The 18695-nt window shown below is 51.3% G+C and carries 14 protein-coding genes and 3 pseudogenes; 8 read left to right on the top strand and 9 right to left on the bottom strand.

Annotated elements, in window-relative coordinates; all coding sequences use genetic code 11:
- Window positions 1-203 (top strand): annotated as a pseudogene (locus DES54_RS16905) (IS630 family transposase); the annotation flags it as partial.
- Between the two features lie 155 nt (window positions 204-358).
- On the opposite strand, the gene DES54_RS16900 reads toward DES54_RS16905, so the two are convergent.
- Together DES54_RS16900 and DES54_RS16895 are read right to left on the bottom strand one after the other, a co-directional pair.
- A complete protein-coding gene (locus DES54_RS16900) occupies window positions 359-1279 on the bottom strand; it encodes an ABC transporter permease (RefSeq protein WP_248290692.1) in 921 nt (306 codons plus the stop codon).
- A gap of 71 nt (window positions 1280-1350) precedes the next feature.
- On the bottom strand, window positions 1351-2790 hold the full coding sequence (locus DES54_RS16895; protein WP_113869359.1) for a sugar ABC transporter ATP-binding protein: 1440 nt from the start codon (window positions 2788-2790) through the stop codon (window positions 1351-1353).
- Window positions 2791-3054: 264 nt separating this feature from the next.
- Here DES54_RS16895 and DES54_RS16890 point away from each other — a divergent pair, with 264 nt between their 5' ends.
- On the top strand, window positions 3055-4143 hold the full coding sequence (locus DES54_RS16890; RefSeq protein ID WP_113869357.1) for an oxidoreductase: 1089 nt from the start codon (window positions 3055-3057) through the stop codon (window positions 4141-4143).
- Window positions 4144-4182: 39 nt separating this feature from the next.
- On the opposite strand, the gene DES54_RS16885 is transcribed toward DES54_RS16890, so the two are convergent.
- The 4 genes from DES54_RS16885 to ptrR all read right to left on the bottom strand — a co-directional run bounded on the left by DES54_RS16885 (window position 4183) and on the right by ptrR (window position 7730).
- Window positions 4183-4395, bottom strand: a complete 213-nt coding sequence (locus DES54_RS16885) for a KTSC domain-containing protein (RefSeq protein WP_113869355.1) — start codon at window positions 4393-4395, stop codon at window positions 4183-4185.
- Window positions 4396-4709: 314 nt separating this feature from the next.
- Window positions 4710-5555 carry an S-formylglutathione hydrolase gene (fghA, locus tag DES54_RS16880; RefSeq protein ID WP_113869353.1) on the bottom strand — a complete coding sequence of 282 codons (846 nt, stop codon included), beginning with the start codon at window positions 5553-5555 and terminating at the stop codon, window positions 4710-4712.
- Window positions 5556-5687: 132 nt separating this feature from the next.
- Window positions 5688-6809 (bottom strand): S-(hydroxymethyl)glutathione dehydrogenase/class III alcohol dehydrogenase, encoded by a 1122-nt coding sequence (locus tag DES54_RS16875; protein ID WP_113869351.1) that lies wholly within the window; start codon window positions 6807-6809, stop codon window positions 5688-5690.
- Between the two features lie 54 nt (window positions 6810-6863).
- Window positions 6864-7730 (bottom strand): putrescine utilization regulator PtrR, encoded by an 867-nt coding sequence (gene ptrR / locus DES54_RS16870; protein ID WP_113869349.1) that lies wholly within the window; start codon window positions 7728-7730, stop codon window positions 6864-6866.
- Between the two features lie 793 nt (window positions 7731-8523).
- Here ptrR and DES54_RS16865 point away from each other — a divergent pair.
- The 3 genes from DES54_RS16865 (at window position 8524) to yeiB (ending at window position 12467) form a co-directional block, all read left to right on the top strand.
- On the top strand, window positions 8524-10209 hold the full coding sequence (locus DES54_RS16865; RefSeq protein ID WP_113869347.1) for a methyl-accepting chemotaxis protein: 1686 nt from the start codon (window positions 8524-8526) through the stop codon (window positions 10207-10209).
- A gap of 286 nt (window positions 10210-10495) precedes the next feature.
- A complete protein-coding gene (gene folE, locus DES54_RS16860) occupies window positions 10496-11158 on the top strand; it encodes a GTP cyclohydrolase I FolE (RefSeq protein WP_113869345.1) in 663 nt (220 codons plus the stop codon).
- A 148-nt stretch (window positions 11159-11306) separates the two neighbouring features.
- Window positions 11307-12467 (top strand): DUF418 domain-containing protein YeiB, encoded by a 1161-nt coding sequence (gene yeiB, locus DES54_RS16855; RefSeq protein ID WP_113869343.1) that lies wholly within the window; start codon window positions 11307-11309, stop codon window positions 12465-12467.
- A gap of 25 nt (window positions 12468-12492) precedes the next feature.
- On the opposite strand, the gene sanA is transcribed toward yeiB, so the two are convergent.
- From sanA to DES54_RS19015, 3 genes and pseudogenes are all read right to left on the bottom strand, one after another.
- Complete coding sequence (gene sanA, locus DES54_RS16850; protein ID WP_113869341.1) at window positions 12493-13260, bottom strand: outer membrane permeability protein SanA; 768 nt, start codon at window positions 13258-13260, stop codon at window positions 12493-12495.
- Window positions 13261-13449: 189 nt separating this feature from the next.
- Window positions 13450-14757, bottom strand: coding sequence for a 30S ribosomal protein S12 methylthiotransferase RimO (rimO, locus tag DES54_RS16845; protein WP_113869339.1), 1308 nt, complete (start codon window positions 14755-14757; stop codon window positions 13450-13452).
- A 474-nt stretch (window positions 14758-15231) separates the two neighbouring features.
- A pseudogene (locus DES54_RS19015) lies at window positions 15232-15381 on the bottom strand (IS3 family transposase); the annotation flags it as partial.
- Window positions 15382-15953: 572 nt separating this feature from the next.
- Between DES54_RS19015 and DES54_RS16840 the strand changes: the two are divergent.
- The 3 genes and pseudogenes from DES54_RS16840 to DES54_RS16830 form a co-directional block, all read left to right on the top strand.
- Window positions 15954-17039, top strand: coding sequence for a PQQ-dependent sugar dehydrogenase (locus DES54_RS16840; RefSeq protein WP_169050503.1), 1086 nt, complete (start codon window positions 15954-15956; stop codon window positions 17037-17039).
- A gap of 69 nt (window positions 17040-17108) precedes the next feature.
- Window positions 17109-18125 carry a methionine ABC transporter ATP-binding protein gene (locus tag DES54_RS16835; protein WP_113869335.1) on the top strand — a complete coding sequence of 339 codons (1017 nt, stop codon included), beginning with the start codon at window positions 17109-17111 and terminating at the stop codon, window positions 18123-18125.
- A pseudogene (locus DES54_RS16830) lies at window positions 18118-18576 on the top strand (methionine ABC transporter permease); the annotation flags it as partial. The gene DES54_RS16835 and the pseudogene DES54_RS16830, both read left to right, overlap by 8 nt.
- Window positions 18577-18695: the final 119 nt, after the last annotated feature.

The following is an 18695-nucleotide window of genomic DNA, read 5'->3' as shown; positions in this document are numbered from 1 at the left end:
AGAATCCGAAGTTTCGTGTTATTTATCAGCCGGTTTACTCGCCCTGGGTAAATCATGTTGAACGGCTGTGGCAGGCGCTGCACGAAACGATAACCGGAAACCTCCAGTGCCGCTCAATGTGGCAGTTACTGAAAAAAGTGCGTCACTTTATGAATACTGTCAGCCCATTCCCCGGTGGGAATCATGGGTTGGTAAAAATGTAGCGATATTAGGATCAGTTATTTAGGCAGAAGAGGTGAAAATAATATTATCGTCATCGCGTAGTCTGGATAAGAGTAGGATATTAATAATACCTAACCGTTATCTCACCGCGATGCCGCGGTGAGTCTATTTTTATCGCTATCAACGGTTATCGCAATCAACGTTTCTGAATATAGGTTATCGCCAGCGCCAGCGCTAATACCAGTCCTTTGATGATGTCCATGGCATAGTAAGGAACGGAGAGCATCACCAGCCCGTTTTGCAATACGCCGAGAATGACGGCCCCCACCAAGGTGCCCAACGCATTCGGTTTGCCCGATCCGGCCAGAGAAAAACCGATATAGGCCGCCGCGACAGCATCCATCAGATAGCCGCCGCCAGCATTGACTTGCGAAGAACCGATACGCGAAGCCAACAGAATGCCGCCCAGCGCCGCCAGCATCGCAGAAAAGAGATAAGCCTGAACCCGATAGCGCGCGGTGCGGATGCCCGCCAGCCGCGCGGCCCCCGGGTTGCCGCCGATGGCATACATTCTGCGTCCGTGTTTGGTCAGCGACGAATACAACTGCACAACCAGCGTGACGGCCAGCATGATCACGACAATAACCGGTACTTGCCCCAGCGTGGCAAAGAATTCAGGAATGATGCCTTCCGCCATTTCGCCGCTCGGCAACACCATATTTTGGGTGATAGAGCCGCCATAGCTGTATGTCATCGCCACGCCCTGGATTACGAATAGACTGGCAAGTGTCGCCAGCATGTCCGGGATTTTTAGCACGACAATCAGAAACGCGTTGAATAGCCCAACCAGCGTACAGATCAACAGTGTCAGCACAATGGCGCCGGTGGTGCCAAAGCCATGCCAGACGAACAGGGAGATCACCAGCGCATTAGCCAGAGACGCGGTTGAGCCGACAGACAAATCAAAGCCGCCCACCGACAGCGAAATGGACACGCCAATCGCAATCACCGTGACGATGGCGATCGAGCGTAAAATATTGATGATATTGTAGGGATCCAGAAAATTATCCGAAGCCAGCCCGAACAAGGCGATCAAGGCGACGACGGTAATCAGCATGCCCCATTTGTACAAGAATTCGAACAAGTGGTGACGAAAGGGGAGCGCCCCGTTAGGTGAAAGTTGGTGACTCACGCGGGAGTTCCTCCAGTTGAATACAATAATAATGTTTCTTCATCAATATCTGATGCATTCAGTTCGGCGACAATGCGGCCATCCCATAGCACGCAGATGCGATCACACAGACCGACCAGTTCGGAAAATTCACCTGAGGCGTAAATAATCCCTTTGCCCTGTTGCGCCAAACCGTCAATCAGCGAGAACAGATCCTGCTTCGCCTTGATATCCACCCCTTTGGTGGGTTCGTCAAAAATCAGCACCTGAGCTTCGCTGCGTAACCATTTGCCAATGGCGACTTTTTGCTGGTTGCCTCCTGACAGGCGGGCGAGCTTCTGCATCGGGCCGGTGGTGCGGATCGTCAGTTGCCGGATCAGGTGTCTGGCCCAGCCAAGCGCCTGCTGATGGCTGAATACGCCCCAGCGGGAAAAACTGTCGCTGGCGCTGACGCTCAGATTCGACTGATAAGGGGAGCGCGGTTTCCAGGCCGTTCCCCGGTACTCGCCGCTGGCGATCTGACTGGGGTTGGCGCCGAACAAGGCTTTGCACAGTTCGGTTTTACCCGCGCCGGCCAGACCCGCGATGCCCAGAATTTCACCTTTGCGCAGCGTTAGCGAGATGTCGCGCAACAAGGTTTCATCGTGCAGCCCGGCAACCTGCAACAATATGTCTTGCTGCGGTATTGACCGGCGCGGCGGAAAAATATCATCCAGTTGATGACCGAGCATGCGCTCAACGATTTGTTCGCCGCTTAAGCCCTGCATTGGGCCGCTGCTGACAAATTCGCCGTCGCGCAACACGGTTAGCGTATCGCAAATTTCGCTTAGTTCATGGATGCGGTGAGAAATGAAAACAATGCCGATGCCGTCGGCCTGCAAGCGGCGCACAACCTGAAACAGACGCGCGCTTTCCGCCTGATCGAGCGGGGCGGTCGGTTCATCCAAAATCAAAAATCGGCACTCATGGGATAGCGCTCTGGCGAGCAGAACCTGCTGTTTTTCGGCGAGAGAACACCGGTCCAGCCGCTGGCGCACGTTCAGATGCACGCCGATCTGGTCGAGCAGTGCCTGGGCCTGTTGATACAATCGGGGCCAGTTGAGCATATGGCCGGTCTGCGCCAGCGTGTCCAGCATGATATTCTCAGCAACGGATAAGGTGGGAATCAACGCGACATCCACCTCCTGTTGCACCAGATGAATACCATAACGTTTGGCGGCGCGCGGCGAGTGAATATCCACCCGTGCGCCGTCAATGATGATATCACCGCGATAGTGACGGTAGGCGCCGGATAAAATCGTCATCAGTGTCGATTTGCCTGCGCCGTTTGCGCCGGTTAACGCATGAATAGAGCCACCCTCCAGCGTAAAATTAACCTGTTTCAAGGCGTTAAAGCCAGAGAATGAGATAGAAATGTCGCGCATTTCCAGTCGGGTTTGTTGGGTGGTAGCGGTCATGGTTCGATAACGCTCTTGGCGGTAAATTTCGTCAGAAAACGGAGGTGAAAGGTATCACATAACTGGCAGAATTTAATACCTATTCAGGGCGGGGCAAGACTTGGCGTCTGAATTTAAAAGCATAAGATAAGTAAAAAAATTCTTAAAACGCATCAGGTAAGTGAATAAGATGGCCTGACTCAGGCGGGAAGCGTGTTGCAGACTTGTCTCCGTCGGTTTCCATCAATTCATGCCTAATGATAAAAAATACAGGAATTTCAGCGAATGAACACAACGGCAATCCGCGTACAGGTCGGCCCGGCCAACTATTTTTCCTTTCCGGGCGCTATTAATAAGTTGCTGGCATTTTATCCGCCGGCCATCTTAAACAACGCCTTGTGGATATATGGGGAGCGCGCATTAGCCGCCGCGCAGCCATTTTTACCCGTGGAATTCGGCGCCGATTCAGCCCGCCGCGTACTGTGCGGTCCGCACTGTAGCGAAAGTGAAGTGGCCCGGCTGGTGGCGCAGGCTGGAGAGCATTGCCCGGTGGTGATCGGCATCGGCGGGGGGGCGGTGCTGGATACCGCCAAAGTGGTGGCCCGCAAGGTAGGTGCGCCGTTGGTGGCTATCCCGACGATTGCCGCGACCTGCGCCGCCTGGACGCCGCTGTCCGTCTGGTATGACGATGACGGACAGGCGCTGAATTTTGAAATTTTTACCGATGCCAATCATCTGGTATTGGTTGAGCCGCGCATTATTCTGGCGGCGCCGCCAGAATATTTGCTGGCCGGCATTGGCGACACCCTGGCGAAGTGGTATGAAGCGATGGTGCTCAGTCCGCAACCTGACACATTATCATTGACGGTGCGTCTTGGCCTGCAAACGGCGCTGGATATCCGCGATGTGTTGCTCAGGCAGAGTGCCGCGGCGATGGCGGCGGTTGCCCGCGGCGAACTGACGCAGGATTTTCTGGATGTGGTTGATGCCGTTATTGCCGGCGGCGGCATGGTCGGCGGGCTGGGTGAACGCTATACCAGGGTGGCCGCGGCGCATGCGGTGCATAACGGACTGACGGTGTTGCCGCAGACGGAAAAATTCCTGCACGGAACAAAGGTCGCTTACGGCATTCTGGTGCAAAGCGCCTTGCTGGGTGATGACGCCACATTGCATCAGCTTCACGACGCGTTCAAGGTGTTGGGATTACCCACTTCGCTGGCCGCGCTGGACGTGGATATCCATGATCGGACAGCGCTTCAGGCGGTGATTGCGCGTGCTTTGAAACCGGGCGAGTCCATTCACTATTTACCGCTGGCGCTGGATGAACACGTCATGCTGGCCGCATTGCATAAAGTTGAGGCATTGGCCGACTGACCGGCAGTAACGGGCGGAGTCATATCCGCCCACTCATTGCTACTGTATTTTTTCGTAGGGAAACGAGCTTCTGATGTAGCGCGAGTAATATCGATATTTGGTCGGGCTTGCCATAAGTTCTTCATAGATCATCCGTGCCACGCCTGAATATTGATATATGCTGCCATTGAGCAGTTCTATTTCCAATATACTCTTTTCCGCATCGTACCCGATAGCGAACAACTCTGCAGATGAAACCCGTTTTCTTTGCAAGATCAATCACTCCTAAATGATCAACGCCATATTTCAGACGCTAAAGCGGCCTGTTTTTACTATCCTCTTACGCCGTGAAGTTACTGTCTTCGGCCCTTTTGTCACACGTTACTCGTTCATCAGGATAAGTCCGTGGGTTATTGGGATGAATGAGCACATTGCCAAAAATTTATATATCGGCAACGGGGCAGATTTTTTAAACGCTAGCTGAATTCTTGCTACAGATAAATGGATAGTGGCGGCTGCAATGGATTGGGTCAATTGGCAGGGTAAGAAACAGGAACCGGTTAATCGCGGTTCCTGTGTAAGTGAAATTATTGCTGAGACAGATACTGTGCGTGAAAGCGCAGATGATCCTCAATAAAGCTGGCGATAAAGAAATAACTGTGGTCGTAAGCGGACTGAGTGCGTAACGTTAACGGCCAGCCGTATTGCCGCGCCGTCTCAGCCAGTTTCGCCGGGTGTAGCTGGTCGGGTAGAAACTGGTCGCAATCGCCTTGATCCACCAAAATAGGCAGCCGATGTTGGCTGTTCGCCAGTAAGTGACAGCTATCGTATTGCAGCCACTGCGTTTCGTCTTTGCCCAGATAATTTTCGAACGCCATGCGTCCCCAGGGCACCTCGCTGGGGTTGACGATCGGCGCAAAGGCGGAAGCTGAGAGATAGTGGCCAGGGTTGCGCAAGGCCAGCATAAGCGCGCCGTGGCCGCCCATGGAATGTCCGCTGATTGACTGACGATCGTTCACATTGAAGTGTTGCTCAATGATAGCGGGCAATTCCTGACTGATGTAATCATACATCTGATAATGGGCGGCCCAGGGCCGCTGGGTGGCGTTGACGTAGAATCCCGCGCCTTGCCCAAGATCGTAGCTTTCGTCGTTGGCGACGTTATCGCCACGCGGACTGGTGTCCGGCATGACAAGCACCAGCCCCAGTTCGGCCGCGATGCGTTGGGCGCCGGCTTTGTTGGTGAAGTTCTCATCGTTGCAGGTCAGGCCGGACAGCCAGTAAAGCACGGGCGGCGGAGTATCATCCGGCGTTGGCGGCAGATAGATGCTGAATGTCATGTTGCAGTTCAGCGTCTCAGACAGATGGCGGTAGCGCTGCTGCCATCCGCCAAACATTCGGTGCTCTTCCAGAAGTTCCAGTGACGGGATCATCGCTGTGCTGCCTCCTTTATTGGGGATATCCTTTGTCCATGCCGGTTGCCGCTTTTCCGATCACCATTACGGGCGTGTCCGGGAAAGCAGAGGGCAAAACCTTGCAATCGGCAGGGTCGGGACAATACGGTTTTATTTGTAATGGATAACCGAACGGATCGACTTACCTTCATGCATTAAATAGAATGCGGTATTGATTTCATCCAGACTCATGGTGTGAGTGATGAAGTCATTCAATTGGAATTCACCTTCCATATAACGTTGCACCAGATCCGGCAATTGGCTGCGGCCTTTAACGCCGCCGAACGCCGAACCGCGCCATACCCGGCCAGTGACCAGTTGGAACGGACGCGTGGAAATTTCTTCGCCCGCGCCGGCAACGCCGATAATGACGGATTCGCCCCAACCTTTGTGACAGCATTCCAGCGCGGAGCGCATGACATTCACGTTACCGATACATTCAAATGAGAAATCAACGCCGCCGTCCGTCATTTCGACGATCACATCCTGAATCGGCTTGTCATAGTCTTTCGGGTTGATTAGATCGGTGGCGCCCAGCTTGCGTGCCAGTTCGAACTTACTGGTATTGAGGTCAATCCCGATGATCCGACCGGCGCCGGCCATTTGTGCGCCGATAATGGCTGACAGCCCGATACCGCCGAGTCCGAAAATCGCTACTGTGTCGCCTTTTTTCACTTTGGCGGTATGGATTACCGCGCCCATGCCGGTCGTAACGCCGCAGCCCAGCAGACAGACTTCTTCCAGCGGCGCGTCTTTATTGATTTTAGCCAGCGAGATTTCCGAAACGACCGTGTGTTCGGCAAAGGTTGAGGTGCCCATATAATGAAAAATCGGCTGACCGTTTTTAGAGAAACGCGTGGTGCCGTCCGGCATCAAACCTTTACCTTGCGTGGTGCGGATAGCCTGGCACAGGTTGGTTTTTCCTGAACGACAGAATTTACATTCGCCACATTCCGGGGTGTAGAGCGGAATAACGTGATCGCCTACGGCGACGCTGGTTACGCCTTCGCCGATCGCTTCAACAATGCCGCCGCCTTCATGACCGAGGATCACTGGGAAAACGCCCTCAGGATCTTTACCTGACAGGGTATAAGCATCGGTGTGGCATACGCCGGTGGCAACAATGCGCACCAGTACTTCACCTTTCTGCGGCGGCATCAAATCGACTTCTTCAATCGATAAGGGTTGGTTAGGTCCCCAGGCGACAGCGGCGCGGGTTTTAATCATTTGCATGGTGAAACTCCTCTTGTGGCAAACAGATTGCGCAAAATCTTAATAAGCATGGTGTCAGGTTGAAGATTGTTCAATGATGAGCTTTTTAAGCGCTTCGACATTAGGGCCGAAAGCGTCGCGTCGCCAGATCAACCAGGTGGCGGTATCGGCGATATCCCTGGGCAGGGCATGTACTTGCACACGCTCATGCGCTGACAATAACTCTAATACGGAGGCGGGAATAAGCGCCAGACCGGAGCCGCTGGCAACACAAGCCAGCATGGTGTGATATGACTGGATTTCCGTGATATTACCGGGCGTTATGCCCGCCTCCCGGAACCATTTTTCCAGCCGGGAACGGTATGCGCAGCGTGGCGGGAAGGCGAAAAACGTATCGTCCCTGACATCCAGCGCGTGGTGAATCGGCGCATGATAAGTATCCGAGATCAGCACCAGATGTTCTGGGAATGATTTGCAGCCGTTCAGTTCATCGTAGGAAACCGGGCCATCGACAAATGCCGCGGCCAGGGTTCCGGCGCGAACGCGATCGGTAATTTCCCCCGATGTTCCGGTGGTCAGTGACAACGATACGCCGGGATAACGCTGATGGTAGGCTGCGAGCAGCCCCGGCAAACAGCTAGCCGCCGTACTTTCCATCGAGCCTAACGCAAAGTTACCCGCCGGTTCGCCGGTGCGGGTCATGCTGATGGCTTCTTCACTGAGCGCCAGAATACGTTGCGCGTAACAGAGAAAATTATGTCCGACAGGGGACAGCCGTAAGCGCTGCTTCTCACGGATAAAAAGATCGGCCCCCAGTTCCTGTTCAAGCTGACGAAGTCGCGTCGTCAGGTTTGAAGGCACGCGGTGAAACTGTTCTGCGGCACGAACAACTGAGCCCGTTTCGGCAACGAGGCAAAACATGCGTAGCTGGGTCAGATCCATAATTTTCTTTTTTCGTAACTAACTTGATTTTGATTATTCATTTTTCGTGAGTATATCGTTAAGTGATCCTGTTCGCAACTTTTATGTAACAGGTTAGAAAGCGGTAACGTATTAAGCGGATTTCTGGCGTTGGTCTTTGAGACTAACCTTGCCTTTAAATATATTTCATCAAGATTGAAGTTAGTGATGAATGTTAGGTGTGGTTATTGACACTAAAGAGATGTTCGATGCTTGTGTAAATATAAAGAAAAATTTATTACGAGAAGATACTGAGCGTCAATAAATTAATAATCTTGGTCTAATGATTAATAGCTGACTATTGATTAAAAAGGTTATTTTCTACCCGAAAAAACCTGTTTCTTCTTCTCTGGCGCTAATTTCCCCTTGCCGATTAAAAATAAGAATTTTCCCAAAAAAATCCTATTGAGTAGTTGGATGAGAATATCGACGAATGAAATTGAAAATAAATAGTCAAAATAATGAGTTAAATCGCACAGGAATAGGTGTCTTTAAGTGATAGCCACCAGCTATTGTTATCTCTTTTTTTATCGTGCTGAGTGATCGGAATGGGTAAAGTCCTGCCCTGATTTGCCGATAACCTTAGATGAAAAAGAGAATGTACTCCAATCGTTTCATAAATGTATTTTATTTGTTTAATGATGGTGGTGTTAAGTTAATGAGGCTTAATATCTCTTCTGAAATTACGTCATGCCAGTCGGTTTTCAATTAAAAAAATGCACCTTAGTTTGAAAGGCGCAGGCGGAAATCGCTAAATAATATATAGGAGTCTGCTGTGAATTTTTTAACAAATATCACCATCAGGTCAATGCTTTTAACAATCCTGGGAATATTCTTACTCTTGTGGGGAGGTGTATCTTACTATATGTCCTCGGCACTCAGTGAAATGACAACGTTATTAGAATCCGGCGAGGTGCAAAAAAAGAATGCCGATACCATAGCCGATGGTAACGATCAGTATTTTCGGGTCGTCACCCGTTTAGTTCGGGCGATGGATTATCGTCAGGCCGGAGAAACGGCCGAGGCGGAAAAATGGCTTAGTTCTGCGCAAGAAGGGATACAAAACACCACGAATAAGCTGGCGGAATTCAACGCGGCCGATCACGCCAATGTTGACAAGACCATCACCGAAAACATGGCGAAAGCCTGGTCACAATTGATTGATAACGGCTTGAATCCTCTGTTAACGGCGGTGCGCGATAATCGCCCCGATCAATATCAACGCATGTTCAGAGAGGTTTACCCGGCGTTGAGCGTCGAGTTCGGCAATAACCGGGATAAATATCAGGCAAGCGCGGACGCTTTTTCCAGCAATTCGCTATCTCAGGTGTATGAGTTAGTCAGTTGGAATAAAAGCATACTGCTGATCGCGGTAATCATTGGGTTGCTGATTCTGTTCGTGACTGACCGCTATCTGGTTAATTATCTGGTCAAGCCGTTGACCATGATTAAAAACCATTTCAGGGTTCTGGCCGATGGTCAACTGGGCTATCACTTGGAAGAGTTTGGTCGTAACTGCGCCGGCCAACTGATCCCTTATTTGAAAGAGATGCAAAACAGCCTGATCAACACGGTTACGACGATCCGTGATAGCTCCGGTTCCATTTATCAGGGCGCGGGTGAAATCAGAAGCGGCAATAACGATCTTTCCGCTCGTACCGAGCAACAGGCGGCGGCGCTGGAACAAACGGCGGCCAGTATGGAAGAACTCGGCGCAACGGTGAAACAGAACGCGGAAAATGTGCATCAGGCGAGTAAATTAGCGCAGGATGCGTCGATCGCCGCGAAGAAAGGCGGCGAAGTCACCACCGAGGTGGTGGGAACGATGGCAAACATCACCACCAGTTCCAAGAAAATCGCGGATATTACCAGCGTCATTAACGGCATTGCCTTCCAGACCAACATCCTGGCATTGAACGCGGCGGTTGAAGCGGCAAGGGCCGGTGAGCAAGGACGTGGTTTTGCGGTGGTCGCCGGAGAAGTCCGTAATCTGGCGCAGCGCAGCGCGCAAGCCGCCAAAGAGATCGAGGGTTTGATTGCCGAGTCGGTGGAGCGTGTCAATATCGGCTCGCATCAGGTCACGCAAACAGGCGCGGCAATGGAGTCGATTATCGCGGCCATTACGCGCGTGAATGATCTCATGGGTGAAATTGCTTCGGCATCGGATGAACAGAGCCGCGGTATCAGCCAGATTGGTCAGGCGGTGACGGAAATGGATGGGGTGACGCAGCAGAATGCCGCCCTGGTTCAGGAGTCCGCCGCCGCCGCCGCTTCTCTGGAAGATCAGGCTCGTCAATTGACCGAAGCCGTATCGGTCTTCCAACTTACCGTGGGTGAAAAACGTCCACAGATTGAAAAACTACAGTCGGGTAAACTGGCGCCAACGCCGCAACCGGACTTGCTGGCGGCAGGCAGTGGCAAGAAGATGAGTAGCGACAATACTAACTGGGAAACATTTTAAGTTACCCAGTTAGTAGCAGACTAAGAGGCGCCGGGCGTAAGTCCGGTGCTTTTATCGTGAGGAAGGCATTTTAATCCAAGTGCCTTAACCACGTTTAATCTGGTGCCAACTCAGGATTTTCGTTCCAGTGTAAGTTTGATCCGCTTTCTGCCTGCATTATCCCACTTCCATTTTTTTACGCTTCATATATACAATCACTGGATAATCGTTTCTCTCTCAACTAGAGTATTGACGGCGTTTTGGCCCGGCCAACGCCATCATAAGTCACACCTGCTGGAGAATAATAATGTCATCATTAAGTAAAGAGGCCGTCCTGGTGCACGAGGCGCTGATGGCGCGCGGTCTTGAGACGCCGCTGCGAGGACAGCTATTGGATCGGGAAACGCGTAAACAGCGGTTCACCGAGCATATGACGGAAATCATGAATCTATTGAGTCTGGATCTGGACGATGACAGTCTGGCAGAGACACCGAATCGCATTGCGAAAATGTATGTCGATGAAATATTCTCCGGTTTGGATTATGCCAATTTCCCGAAAATCACCATCATTGAAAACAAAATGAAGGTGGATGAGATGGTTACCGTGCGCGACATCACCTTGACCAGTACCTGTGAACACCATTTCGTGATGATTGATGGTAAAGCGACCGTCGCTTACATTCCGAAAGACGGGGTAATTGGTTTATCAAAGATTAACCGCATCGTACAGTTCTTCTCCCAGCGGCCCCAGGTACAGGAGCGTCTGACGCAGCAGATCCTGATCGCGTTGCAAACATTGCTTGGCACCAGCAATGTGGCGGTTTCGATCGATGCCGTACATTATTGCGTCAAAGCCCGTGGCATTCGTGATGCGACCAGCGCCACCACCACCACGTCGCTGGGTGGATTGTTCAAATCCAGCCAGAATACGCGTCAGGAGTTCCTGCGCGCCGTGCGTCACACTGACTAATCACGCTTTTTCCGCATATACGTTGGGCAACGCCCGGCGTTTATTGCATCTCAATTCCCCCTGGACGTTGAACAGGCGGAAAATACATATGCTTTCTGGCGCTCTGTTAATACAATCAATATTCCGATGATTTAATTACCTGAGTGCCATGTCTTCTCAATCCATGCCGCCATCACGCATCGCTACGTTGGACTTCGCCAGAGGTGTCGCTGTGCTCGGCATTCTGTTACTTAACATTACGGCATTCGGTTTGCCTAAAGCGGCTTACCTGAATCCGGCCTACCAGGGGCCGCCATCTTTGAGCGATGTCTGGACATGGGTGGTGATGGATCTGCTGGTGCAAGCAAAATTCCTGACTCTGTTCTCTATTCTGTTCGGCGCTGGTTTGCACTTGTTATTGCCGCGCGGGAAGCGCTGGGTGCATGCCCGGCTTTTTTGGCTGATGCTGATTGGTCTGGGACACGCTATTTTCTTCTGGGATGGCGATATTTTGCTCGATTACGGCCTGATGGGGTTGGTGTGCTACGGCATGATTCGCCTTGCCGATGACAGCCGCGCGTTACTCCGCACCGGGGCAATCATGTATCTGGCGGGCATCTGTATCCTGTTGGTGCTCAGCCAATTACTCAGCCTGCAACCGGGACGTTTCTGGTTGCCCAGCGCGACTGATATCGCTAATGAGGTGTTCTGGCAAACATCGGGCGGCCCATTGGCCTGGCGTCATCGGGTTGATTTGCTGACGGACAGTCTCTTATCGTTAGGCGTGCAATACGGCTGGCTGCTGGCCGGCTTGATGTTGCTGGGCGCCGGGTTGATGCGCAGCGGTTGGCTAAAAGGGGAGTTCAGCCCGGGTCATTACCGCAAAATGGCCTTATGGTTAATCCCGCTGGCGCTGATGATTAACAGTATTGGCGTGACCGCGCAGTGGCTGGTGCAGTGGGAATATCGCTGGAGCGGTCTGCTGTTGCAGATCCCGCGTGAATTAAGCGCGCCGTTACAGGCGGTGGGTTATCTGGCGTTGTGCTATGGCTTTTGGCCGATGCTCAGCCAGTGGCGTATCACGCATTGGATCGGTGATGTTGGCCGTATGGCGCTGAGCAATTATTTACTGCAAACCTTACTGTGCACCGCATTGTTTAATCATCTGGGATTCTTTATGTCTTTCGATCGGCTGCAACTGGCGGCTATTGTTCCCTGTATTTGGACCGTAAACCTTGTTTTCTCTCACTATTGGCTACGCTATTTTAGGCAGGGGCCGATCGAATGGCTCTGGCGTCAGCTTACCGCCGCTATTGCCCGGCCAGCATAAGAAACAAGGCGGGATAGCTTGCCGGTTAAGGCGCCGTTTCCTCTATTTTCGGCGGCGGCTCGGCCACCTTATCGGCCTCGGCTGGCGGCGGTGTCTGACTGACCACGTGTTCAGGCGGAACGGCTGGGTAGTCAGGCGTGTTATCCGGGATTTTGTACTCTGCCGGGATAGGGATCTGCGGCCCCAGAAAACGCGGCTCCCGTTTAAGAATATACAGATCGAACAACGCGTTTAATCTGGCGCCAAATTCCCGCAGACGTACCGTCATCATATTTTTGGGGGAAGGGACGGCATAACACTGTGCCTGAATCCCCAAATGTTGTGCGATAAACAATGCCCGCTCACAGTGGAAACGCTGGGTGATGATGGTGAAATCATTGGTGTCGAAGACTTTTCGCGTTCTGACGATGGAATCCAATGTCCTGAACCCGGCATAATCCAGCACAATATCGGCAGGAGGAACCCCGGCGGCGATCAAATCGCGGCGCATGGTCATCGGTTCGTTGTAACTTTGCAGCGCATTATCGCCGCTCAGCAGCAGATAACTGATTTTTCCGCTGTTAAAAGCGTTCAATGCTCCCTGAATACGGAAAAGATAATATTGGTTGATGACGCCGGTGCGATAATACTTGGCGGTTCCCAATACCACGCCTACCTGTCGAGACGGCAGCGTTTGTAGCTCATCATAAACAAAAGGTGCGGTTTTCCAACTGATCCAGCGATCGAGAGCAACAGCAGACAGCATCAGCACGCCAATGGTGAGTAACAGGCCGATTATCAGGCGTTTCCACATGCTTATGCCCCAGGCAAGGCTATTGGGATAGTCATGTTGCCAAGGCTACTTTACCTGCAAGGGGGACGCAAGGAGCAGGCGGCGACGGTGGCGTTTGTTGACGGATTTTTCAACGCTGATGTGAGCATGGCGGGATAAAACGCCGGTCGATTGCATCATCAAACGACCGGCGTATAACGCAACGACTGGTTAAATCCGGCTACCCCAGAGATCATATTCGTCGGCGTGTTCAATTTTGACTTTCACGATGTCGCCCGCCTTGACGCCGGTTTCACCATTCAGATAGACCGCGCCATCGATTTCCGGGGCGTCGGCCATACTGCGTCCGATCGCGCCTTCTTCATCAATGTCGTCGATCAGCACCAGCAGTTCACGTCCAATTTTGTCTTGTAGACGTTGAGCGGAAATGGCTTGCTGCAACTGCATAAAACGATGATAACGTTCCTCTTTAACGGCTTCCGGCACCTGATCCGGTAACTGATTGGCGCTTGCCCCTTCCACCGGGCTGTATTTGAAGCAACCGACGCGGTCCAGTTTGGCTTCTTTCAGGAAATCCAGCAGCATCTGAAAGTCTTCTTCCGTTTCGCCGGGGAAACCGACGATGAAGGTTGAACGCAGCGTCAGATCCGGGCAAATTTCCCGCCAGCGTTTAATACGCTCCAGCGTTCTTTCAACCGCGCCGGGACGTTTCATCAATTTCAGGATACGCGGGCTGGCGTGTTGCAGCGGGATATCCAGATACGGCAGAATTTTTCCTTCGGCCATCAGCGGAATGACGTCATCCACGTGCGGGTATGGATAAACATAGTGTAAACGCACCCACACGCCTAACGACGCCAGTTGCTCACACAGGCTCACCATACTGGTTTTCACCGGTTGCCCGTTCCAGAAACCGGTACGTTGCTTCACATCCGCGCCGTAAGCGGAGGTATCCTGTGAAATAACCAACAGTTCTTTCACCCCGGCCTCGGCCAGACGCTTCGCTTCATCCAGCACGGAACCGATCGGCCGGCTATCCAGATCGCCACGCATGGAGGGAATGATACAGAACGTGCAGCGATGGTTGCAGCCTTCGGATATTTTTAGGTATGCATAATGATGTGGCGTGAGCTTCACGCCCTGAGCGGGGATCAGGCTGGTAAACGGATTGTGTTCAGGTTTCGGCACATATTGATGTACGTGCGACAATACCTGTTCATAACTGTGGGGTCCGGTGATCTCCAGCACTTTCGGGTGTACTTCACGAATTTGATTTTCTTTGGCGCCCAGACAGCCAGTCACAATCACTTTGCCGTTTTCATTCAACGCTTCACCAATGGCTTCCAGTGATTCCTGCACCGCACTATCAATAAAACCACACGTATTGACGATCACCAGTTCGGCGTCATTGTAACGGGGAACGACCTGATAACCTTCGGTACGCAATTCGGTCAGGATCCTCTCGGAATCCACCAGGTTTTTCGGGCAACCGAGGGAAACAAATCCAATCTTTGGCATTTTTCGAACAATCCAGAATTTTAACGATAAAAATAGTGGGGGATTATACCTGCGACTAAACTATACAGCTACACATCGGAGGGATGTTCGTCTCTTGAGCTCATCGGAAACCGATATCAGACACTTAACCACATGATCAGCAATGACGGTGACGTCGTTTGCCAAATGTATATGATTTTTTATTGTACTACGCAACATGCCGGGCAAGAGAAATCCACCTCAATCCAGCAGAGATAAAGACGTAACATCGACGCATCATAAAGTTGGAATACTGGGTTATGCGTAATAAGAAATGAATAAATTGATATTAGTGCAGGGGGGATGTTCCCAATATTTATCATAGTATCCGCCTGAAATTTTAGCAGATAATACGAATATTATTATTTCCAATATCGCATAAAATTCTCTTTCAGTGGCGCTATCAAAATCTGCAAAAAAATGAGAAATAGAAATTAACCAGATAATATTAATGTTCGCCACCCTGTTAAAATCATCCACTATATTAAACGTGTAAAAGCGTCTGCCACAGTCCAGCGCATTATGTATAAAATTAACTCAACAGTTCTGGTGCAGTTATTCCGGTGTGGTCAGCGGTGCCGGGCTACGAATCGGCAGCCGCTGTTTAAAAATTTTGTTAACAGAGTAGTCGTCGTAAAATTGATTAGCACGGTCATTATCACTATGAAATCATAATTTTTATTATAATAATTAGTATGTTGATTTTATTTTGTTTCCCGGTGTTGGCAGAAAATACATTACCACAAAACGATCGTTATCATCGATCGATAATATGCATTTTTATCACGTTAATCTATCAATAAGGCGGTTCTACAAAGCAATAATAATCATAAGGTTGAGGGAAATCACGAATATTTTTATGTAAAAGAGTAAACATTATGAGATTAATAGCTTGCTAATTATTTTGTCGATGTGTTGCTATTCATCGAAGTATGCCGTGCTGTGTAAAATTCTACACTCCCGGTCAGATGATGGAGTAGGGGCCTGGGTTGATTACTGACTTGATATCCATAAATATAAACCGTCTCTTTTTTTGCATAAAAATTGTCCGGCATCTAAATTAACTGGACATTCGGTTGAATGGAGACAACATCATGTCTGATCACGGGACGCTTCAAAATACCCGGCATAATACTCTACCGCCCTTGTCCTGGCTTCGCCAGCACCGTTGGCTGCTGATGGGGGCTACTCTGTTGTTCTCCGGCTATTTGTTGGCGGCCCCGCCTAAGGTAACGGTATTGCAGGATAAGCTCGATCATCCGTGGTCATTGACTTTCCTGCCAGACAATCAGGGGATGTTGCTTACCGAGCGTGCGGGCAACCTGCGCCGATGGCAGGTTGATAGCGGGCTTTCCGAACCTATCGCGGGTGTACCTGCGGTGTATGCCAATGCGCAAGGCGGACTGCTGGAAGTGACGCTTTCTCCCGACTTTGCGCAGAATCGACGTATTTATCTCAGTTTTGCCGAAGAAGGCAGTGATGGAAAAGCGGGAACGGCGGTGGGCTATGGTCGTCTGTCCGCGGATTATCGACGGTTGGAGAATTTCACGGTTATTTTCCGTCAGGAACCAAAACTGTCTACTGGCAATCATTTCGGCGGCAAACTGGTCTTTGATCAGCAGGGCTATCTGTTTATTGCGCTGGGTGAAAATAACCAGCGTCCCACCGCCCAGGATCTGGATAAGTTGCAGGGAAAAATCGTGCGTTTAACCGCCGATGGTCAGGTTCCGTCTGATAATCCTTTTGTGAATACGCCGAATGCGCGCCCTGAAATCTGGTCATACGGTCATCGTAATCCACAGGGGATGGCGCTGAATCCCTGGACTGGCGTGTTGTGGGAAAACGAGCACGGTCCAAAAGGCGGGGATGAGATCAATATTCCTCAGGCCGGTAAAAACTATGGCTGGCCGATCGCGACTTATGGCATTAATTATACCGGCCTGAAAATTCCTGAAGCCAAAGGCGAGCAAGTCGAAGGGATGGAAAACCCGGATTTTTACTGGGAAAAATCTCCCGGTATCAGCGGAATGGCATTCTATAACAGCGATCGTTTCCCGCAGTGGAAAAATGCGTTGTTTATTGGCGCGCTGGCGGAGAAGAACCTGATTCGTTTGACGCTGGAGAGGGATAAGGTGGTCGCGGAAGAACGGTTATTACAGGATCGTGGCGAGCGGATACGTGAAGTCAGAGTGGGGCCGGATGGCTGCCTCTATTTGCTGACCGATCATGATAACGGCAAGTTACTGAAAGTGGGGCTGGAATAGTTGTCTTATTCAGCAGGCCAATGGCGTGTTCAGCGACAGGCAGCCGGCCGGAGGACGCCTGTCGGCAAAATGATTCAGTTAGACGGAATATGTGTTGATTTCCCTCAGGGAAAACAAACAGGAAATCGCGCGGTTGATAATGTGACGTTACACATTCGCCAGGGCGAAGTTTACGGTATTGTCGGCACCAGCGGCACCGGAAAAAGTACCTTGTTGCGCACCATCAATTCACTGCAACGTCCCACCACGGTGACGGTACGGGTCAATGGCGTCACGGTCAGCGATCTGAATGGCGGCCGTTTGCGTGAACAGCGTCAGAAGATCGGCATGATCTTCCAGCATTTTAATTTGATGCAGACGCGCACTGTGGCGGATAACGTGGCGTTCAGCCTGAAAGCCGCCGGAAAATCCACGGATAAGATTGACCGGCGCGTGCCGGAGATCCTGAGTCTGGTCGGTCTGTCCGATAAGGCGGCGGCATTTCCCTTGCAGTTGAGCGGTGGGCAGAAACAGCGCGTCGGTATTGCCAGAGCCATCGCCAATCATCCAGAAGTATTGCTGTGTGATGAGCCGACATCGGCGCTGGATCTGGAAACCTCCGCCGCCATCCTGGTTCTGCTTAAAGAGATTAATCAGAAACTGGGCATTACGATCGTACTGATTTCTCATGAAATGAGTGTGATTAAATCGGTCTGTGACCGGGTCGCCGTGATGACCAAAGGCAAGGTGGTGGAAGAGGGCGATGTATTTGATATTTTCGCTGCGCCGCAGCATCCGTTCACCCGTCAACTGGTGTCGCATACGTTGAACCTCGAATTGCCATCCCGCCTGTTGCAAGACCTGCAAGGCACATTACTGAAGATTCTGTTTGTTGGCGAATCCGCCGAGCAGCCGGTGCTATCTGATGTCGCGATCCGTTACGGCGTCTCCGTTAATATTTTGCATGGAAAAATCGAATACATTGGTAGCCGAGCGTTAGGCATTCTGGTGGCGTTATTAACCCATGATGCAGAACCGGTCATGGTTGCGGAAGCGGTGAAATATATTCAGGAAAGAACGGCAAACGTGGAGGTGCTGCATGGCTGATTTATGGGTCGATTTGATCGCCGCGTTCGGTGAGACGTTCCAGATGGTGGGGATCTCAACGTTGCTTGCCATTATTGGTGGTCTGCCGCTGGGGTTTCTGATTTATGTCACCGATCGTCATCTCTTTTGGGAGAATCGTGCGGTTTATCTGCTCAGTACGGTGTTGGTGAATATCATTCGTTCCATCCCGTTTGTGATTTTGCTGGTGCTGCTGTTGCCGCTGACGCAGATTTTATTGGGCAATACCATTGGCCCGATTGCGGCGTCCGTGCCGATGTCCGTCGCGGCCATCGCCTTCTATGCGCGTTTGGTGGACAGCGCGCTGCGCGAGGTAGATCCGGGTATTGTCGAAGCGGCGGAAGCCTTTGGCGCCAGCCCGCTGCGTATTATCTGCACTGTTTTATTGCCGGAGACCAGAGCCGGTTTATTACGCGGTCTGACGATTACGCTAAATAACTGCGCCTAATAGTAGATCACTGAAGGGAACTCAATCCGGTTTGAGCGATCTGATCAATCGCCAAATCAAAACAAATCACCAACCGGACTGAGTTATGCCGATCATAGCATTCA

Origin of the sequence: Brenneria salicis ATCC 15712 = DSM 30166, assembly GCF_003315515.1 — a bacterium.
GTDB classification, from domain to species: domain Bacteria; phylum Pseudomonadota; class Gammaproteobacteria; order Enterobacterales; family Enterobacteriaceae; genus Brenneria; species Brenneria salicis.
The sequence above is the reverse complement of the archived record's forward strand: the minus strand, read 5'-3'. Positions and strand labels throughout refer to the sequence as shown.